This window comes from Streptomyces sp. NPDC058373 (assembly GCF_042723275.1).
GTDB lineage: Bacteria > Actinomycetota > Actinomycetes > Streptomycetales > Streptomycetaceae > Streptomyces.
Window position 1 is genome coordinate 131098 of sequence record NZ_JBHXJE010000013.1, and the last position, 6219, is coordinate 137316.

Genomic DNA, 6219 nt, shown 5'->3' on the forward strand with positions numbered 1-6219 from the left:
AGACACCCGACGTGCTCGTCCGCTGCGCTCCCTGCGCGCGACGGGTGTCTCGACAACGACGCGCCCCTTTGGCTCCCGAAGCTGGCTTGTCGCGGTGGGGCGGGTGAGAGCGCTGGGCGTGGGGACTCGTGCTGGCGTGGTGACCGCCTGTTCGCTCAACGGACGCCCAAATCCGGATAACGATGCCGTCAAAAGGTCGGCCTTCTATGGCTTCCGGCGTGCGGAATGTCCCCTTCTGTTTGTGGACCGGGTCACAGGCCGCTAAGTGGAATGAAAGCTTCCGCGTGGTAGACCTTCACGACCACCCACGCGGACGCCACCCCTGTTCTCGTGGGCGCGTCCCCGCCGGCGGACCTCGGTGGGCGGTACTCCATATCCACATCCGGGGGGATCGGGACCCGGGTCACGGCCGACGGAAGGCCATGGCCCGGCGGAGAAAGGCGCACCACCATGTCCTCGACTCAGGTCGACACCGTCAGCGACGGAGAGCCGGGCCCCGGGCGAGGCGACCCGTCCGCGCCGCACGGCGGCGAGGGATACCAGCGGGGCCTCGGCGCCCGCCAGATCCAGATGATCGCCATCGGCGGCGCCATCGGCACCGGCCTCTTCCTCGGCGCGGGCAAGGCCATCTCGAAGGCCGGCCCCAGCCTCATCCTGGCCTACGCGATCGCCGGCCTCGTCATCTTCTTCATCATGCGCGCCCTGGGCGAGCTGCTGATGTACCGGCCGGTCTCCGGCTCCTTCTCGGAGTACGCGCGGGAGTTCATCGGCCCGTTCGCCGGGTTCGTCACCGGCTGGACGTACTGGCTGTTCTGGGTGGTCACCGGCATCACCGAGGTGACCGCCGCCGCCCAGTACATGACGTACTGGTTCGACGTCCCGCAATGGGTGTCGGCCCTGCTCTTCACGATCATCCTCTACGGGGCCAACCTGATCTCCGTGAAGATCTTCGGGGAGCTGGAGTTCTGGTTCTCCATGGTCAAGGTCACCGCCATCGTCGGCATGATCCTGATCTGCGTCGGCATCCTGACGCTCGGCTTCTCCGACGCCGGTGACACCGCGACCGTCGCCCACCTGTGGAACCAGGGCGGCTTCTTCCCCGAGGGCATCGGCGGCACGCTGATGACGCTCCAGATCGTCATGTTCGCCTTCCTCGCGGTCGAGCTGGTCGGCGTCACCGCCGGCGAGTCCAAGGACCCCGAGAAGACGCTGCCCAAGGCGATCAACACCGTGCCGTGGCGCATCGCCGTCTTCTACGTCGGCGCGCTGATCATGATCCTCTCCGTGGTGCCGTGGACCGAGTTCCAGCCGGGCATCAGCCCCTTCGTGGCGGCCTTCGAGAAGATGGGGCTCGGCGTCGGCGCGGCCATCGTCAACTTCGTCGTGCTGACGGCGGCGCTCTCCTCCTGCAACTCCGGCATGTACTCCACCGGCCGGATGCTGCGCGACCTCGCCCTCAACGGGCAGGGCCCGAAGTTCTTCACCCGCCTCACCCGCAGCGGCACCCCGCTGGTCGGCACCACCTTCTCGGCGGCGCTGATGATGGTCGGCGTCTGGATCAACTACCAGTGGCCCGGCGAGGCATTCAACTACGTGGTCTCCTTCGCCACCATCTCCGGCATGTGGGCCTGGGTCATGATCCTGGTCTGCCAGATCCGCTACCGGGCCAAGGCCGACCGCGGCGAGCTTCCGGTCTCCACCTTCCGGGCGCCCGGAGCCCCGTACGCGAGCTGGTTCGCGCTCTGCTTCCTCGGGCTGGTCGTCGTCATGATGGGGATCGACCCCGACACCCGGATCTCGCTGTACTGCGCGCCGCTCTGGGCCGCGATCCTGGCCGTCTCCTACCGGGTGCTGCGCGCCCGCGACCCGCAGAACGCGTCGTTCGCCAAGCGCTGACCCCGCGCTCCCGGCCAGGCCCGGGAGCCTCAGGTCCACCATGCGGGCCCGTCCGTACCACCCCTCGGTACGAACGGGCCCGTCTGCTTATCCTGGGCCCATGCTGACCCTGACCCAGGCCCTCCACGACCAGATCGTCGCCCACGCGCGCGCCGACCACCCCGACGAGGCATGCGGCATCGTGGCCGGCCCGGCGGGCAGCGGCCGGCCCGAGCGGTTCATCCCGATGCTGAACGCCGCCAGGTCCCCCACCTTCTACGAGTTCGACTCGATGGACCTGCTCAAGCTCTACCGGGAGCTGGACGACAGGGACGAGGAGCCGGTGATCGTCTACCACTCGCACACCGCCACCGAGGCGTACCCCTCGCGCACCGACGTGACCTACGCCAACGAGCCCGGCGCCCACTACGTCCTCGTCTCGACCGCGGACACGGACGACGCCGGTCCCTTCCAGTTCCGCTCGTTCCGGATCGTGGACGGTGAGATCACGGAGGAAGACGTGCAGGTGGTGGCCGAGTACCCGGTCACGGGCTGAGGGCGGGGGAGCGGCCGCGGGCGGTGCGAGGCCTCCTCTTCCTCCGAGCTGTCCGCGATGCGGCCGCAAACCGTCCGCCTGTCAAGACGGTGCTGCGGAACACCGTGCGGGAATCGATACGATGACCGCATGGTTCCCCATGACGTGAGCGACAGGACGCAGGGCACGGCGCCCACCGCACTGTGCTCCGCCTCCACCCTCCTCCTGGGAGCCTTCGGACGCGGAGCGCGCCAGCGCCTGCACGTCGACCTGTGCCGGATCACCAGCACCACCTGTCAGGGCTGATCCCCGCCCCGACCGCCCCAGCCGCGGCCCTCGCGCCCCGACGGGCATCCCCGTGCCGCCGAGCCGCACACGCACGCCGTACCCACTCCACGACAGGAGCCCACGCCATGGCCATCGAGGTCCGCATCCCGACCATCCTCCGCACCTACACCGACGGCGCCAAGGCCGTCGAGGGCAGCGGCACCACGCTGGCCGAACTGATCGACGACCTGGAGACGCGGCACACCGGCATCAAGGAGCGCATCGTCGACGGCGACCAGCTCCGCCGCTTCGTCAACGTCTACCTGAACGACGAGGACGTCCGCTTCCTCGACTCGATCGACACCAAGGTCGCCGAGGGGGACAACGTCACCATCCTCCCGGCCGTCGCCGGCGGCTCCGCCCCGATGGCCGGACGGCGCGCGGGCGCGCTCTGATGCGGTACGACTCCCCGCTCGCCGCCGTCGGGAACACCCCGCTGGTCCGGCTGCCGAGGCTGTCGCCCTCCGAGGAGGTGCGCGTCTGGGCCAAGCTGGAGGACCGCAACCCCACCGGCTCGGTCAAGGACCGCCCGGCCCTGCACATGGTCGAGCAGGCCGAGAAGGACGGCCGGCTCACCCCCGGCTGCACCATCCTGGAGCCCACCAGCGGCAACACCGGCATCTCGCTCGCCATGGCGGCCAAGCTCAAGGGCTACCGCATCGTCTGCGTCATGCCGGAGAACACCTCCCAGGAGCGGCGCGACCTGCTCGCCATGTGGGGCGCCGAGATCGTCTCCAGCCCGGCCGCGGGCGGCTCCAACACCGCCGTCCGAGTCGCCAAGGAGCTCTCCGCCGAGCACCCGGACTGGGTCATGCTCTACCAGTACGGCAACCCGGACAACGCGGGCGCCCACTACGCCACCACCGGCCCCGAGATCCTCGCCGACCTCCCGTCGGTCACCCACTTCGTGGCCGGACTCGGCACCACCGGCACCCTCATGGGCGTCGGCCGCTACCTGCGCGAGAACAAACCCGACGTGGCGATCGTCGCCGCCGAACCGCGGTACGACGACGTGGTCTACGGGCTGCGCAACCTCGACGAGGGCTTCGTCCCGGAGCTGTACGACGCCTCCGTCCTCACCAGCCGCTTCTCGGTCGGCTCCGCCGACGCGGTCAGCCGCACCCGGGAACTGCTCCAGCAGGAAGGCATCTTCGCCGGGGTCTCCACCGGCGCCGCCCTGCACGCCGCCATCGGTGTCGGCCGCAAGGCCGTCAAGGCGGGCGAGAGCGCCGACATCGTCTTCGTCGTCGCCGACGGCGGCTGGAAGTACCTCTCCACCGGCGTCTACACCGCCGCCACCACCGAAGAGGCGATCGAGACCCTGCACGGCCAGCTCTGGGCCTGACCCCTCCCGGCCGCCCGTCGGCCGACCCCGCCCGCACCCGGCCGGGCTCCCCCGCGGAGCCCGGCCGTACGTGTGTCCGCACCCTCGCGTCCCGCCGCGCCACGCCCGGGCCGCACACCGCCCGAACCCCCGCCCCCACCGCCCTCCGAACCGGTGACACGCCAGGTGAGTTGCCCCACAACCGGCCGTCGCGCGGGACGGGGTGCCCCCTTCGGCCCGTAGTCTCGACGGACCCGCACGACCCCCCGTCCTTTCCAGACAGCGCGGAGGTTCCAGCTCCATGAAGCTCACCGTCGTCGGCTGCTCCGGGTCGTTTCCGTCCGCGGAATCGGCGTGTTCGAGCTACCTCGTAGAGGCCGACGGCTTCCAGCTGCTCCTCGACATGGGCAACGGCGCCCTCGGCGAGCTGCAGCGCCACACCGGTCTCTACGACCTCGACGCGGTCTTCCTCAGCCATCTCCACGCCGACCACTGCATCGACATGTGCGCCTACTTCGTCGCCCGGTACTACCGGCACGGCGACGGCCCCTGCGACGCGCTGCCGGTCTACGGCCCCGAGGGCACCCAGCAGCGGCTCATCACCGCCTACGGCGACAGCTCGGCCGACCACATGCCCGAGGTCTTCGACTTCCGCACCCTGACCACCGGCGCGTTCGACCTCGGCCCCTTCCACATCCGCACCGTCCGCGTCCCGCACCCCGTCGAGGCGTACGCGATCCGCGTCGAGCACGACGGCCGGTCGCTGACCTACTCCGGGGACACCGGGCCCTGCGCGGAACTCGACGCCCTCGCCGCCGGGAGCGACCTCTACCTCTGCGAGGCGGCCTTCACGCACGGCAAGGAGAACATCCCCGACCTGCACCTCAACGGCCGCCAGGCGGGCGAGTCCGCCCAGCGCGCCGCGGCCGGGCGGCTGCTGCTCACCCACATCCCGCCGTGGACCGACCCGCGCACCAACCTCACCGACGCCCGCGAGGTCTACGACGGCCCGGCGGAACTCGCCGGGCCCGGCGTCACGTACACCGTCTGACGCGTACACGTCCCGGAGGGCGGCCGCCGGGGAATCGCCTCGCGGCCGCACCCGTCCCTCCGCTACGCTCCTGCCATGGGCATCTCCATGAGCTGATCCGCGCCGCACCGGCCGCGCACCGCCGCCCCCGCCCGAGAGCGAGGGGCCGGGCGGCGCGCCGCCGGTCCCGCGCGCCCTTCCCGGTATCCAGCTCAGGAGCAGCAGCGCTCATGCCCCACACCGATCCGCACACCCCCGCCCGCCACCCTTCCGCCGCCCCGGCCCTGGACGCCCGCGTCGCCCGGCTGCGGCAGGCCGCGCACGCCGAACCCCGGCTCGAAGGCGTCCTCCTCTACGGCTCCTGGACCACCGGGGAGGCCGACGCGCACTCCGACGTCGAGGCGTACCTCTTCCTCGGCGACGGGCACGCCGACACCTTCGACGGGCCCGGCTTCCTGCGGGAGCTGGGCCCGTTGGCGCTCGACCACACCAACCAGTTCGGCATCCTCGCCGTGGTCTTCGACGACGACCTGATGCGAGGTGAGTTCCACCTGGAGGAGGCCGGGCCCGGGATCGCCGCCGTCCGGGGCTGGCGCGGCATGGTCCACCTGCCGGACCCGGCCGCCGCCGTCCTCCTCGACCGGACCGGACGGCTCACCGAGGCCGCCGCCCACCTCACCGAGCCGCTCGCCCCGGAGCCGGTGGAGAGTGCCGCGCACCTCACCGGGGAGCTGGCCAACTGGACGCTGATGCTCGCCCACCTCCTCGCCCGCCGCGAGGACGCCCGCGCCCACAACCTGCTGCACGCCATGGTCTCCCCGCTCCAGCTCAAGCTCTGCCGCCTGCTGCGGGGCAGCACCGACCACTGGCTCACCCCGAGCCGCGCCGCCGAACGGGACCTGCCGGCGGCCGACCTCGCCCGGCACACCGCCACCACCGCCCGGCTGGACGCGGTTGAGCTGCGGGAGGCCGCCCGCGCCTCCTGGCACTGGTCGCGGGAGCTGGCCGCCGAGGCCCGCTGCCGCTGGGGCACCCCGGTGCCCGAGGCGCTGCACGCGCGGATCGCCGGGCTCCTCGACCGGGACTGACCGGAGCCGTACGCCGCCGTGCCCCCGCCCGGAGCTCGGG

7 protein-coding genes are annotated in these 6219 nt (G+C 71.6%); all 7 read left to right on the plus strand.

Annotated elements, in window-relative coordinates; all coding sequences use genetic code 11:
• Positions 1–450 precede the first annotated feature (450 nt).
• The 7 genes from ACFWMZ_RS11405 to ACFWMZ_RS11435 all read left to right on the plus strand — a co-directional run bounded on the left by ACFWMZ_RS11405 (position 451) and on the right by ACFWMZ_RS11435 (position 6179).
• Positions 451–1896: an amino acid permease gene (locus ACFWMZ_RS11405; RefSeq protein ID WP_383184151.1), complete on the plus strand. Its 1446-nt coding sequence runs from the start codon at positions 451–453 to the stop codon at positions 1894–1896.
• A gap of 100 nt (positions 1897–1996) precedes the next feature.
• Entirely contained in the window at positions 1997–2431 is a 435-nt protein-coding gene (locus ACFWMZ_RS11410; RefSeq protein WP_383184149.1) for a Mov34/MPN/PAD-1 family protein, read from the plus strand.
• A gap of 129 nt (positions 2432–2560) precedes the next feature.
• On the plus strand, positions 2561–2716 hold the full coding sequence (locus ACFWMZ_RS11415; protein WP_383200957.1) for a hypothetical protein: 156 nt from the start codon (positions 2561–2563) through the stop codon (positions 2714–2716).
• Between the two features lie 107 nt (positions 2717–2823).
• Positions 2824–3132, plus strand: a complete 309-nt coding sequence (locus tag ACFWMZ_RS11420) for a MoaD/ThiS family protein (protein ID WP_383200960.1) — start codon at positions 2824–2826, stop codon at positions 3130–3132.
• A complete protein-coding gene (locus ACFWMZ_RS11425; protein WP_383200963.1) occupies positions 3132–4082 on the plus strand; it encodes a PLP-dependent cysteine synthase family protein in 951 nt (316 codons plus the stop codon). The genes ACFWMZ_RS11420 and ACFWMZ_RS11425 overlap by 1 nt, the downstream gene beginning before the upstream one ends.
• A 280-nt stretch (positions 4083–4362) precedes the next feature.
• The gene (locus tag ACFWMZ_RS11430; protein ID WP_383184141.1) at positions 4363–5112 is read left to right on the plus strand and encodes an MBL fold metallo-hydrolase; all 750 of its coding nucleotides are present in this window, start codon (positions 4363–4365) and stop codon (positions 5110–5112) included.
• Positions 5113–5321: 209 nt separating this feature from the next.
• The gene (locus ACFWMZ_RS11435) at positions 5322–6179 is read left to right on the plus strand and encodes a nucleotidyltransferase domain-containing protein (RefSeq protein ID WP_383200966.1); all 858 of its coding nucleotides are present in this window, start codon (positions 5322–5324) and stop codon (positions 6177–6179) included.
• Positions 6180–6219: the final 40 nt, after the last annotated feature.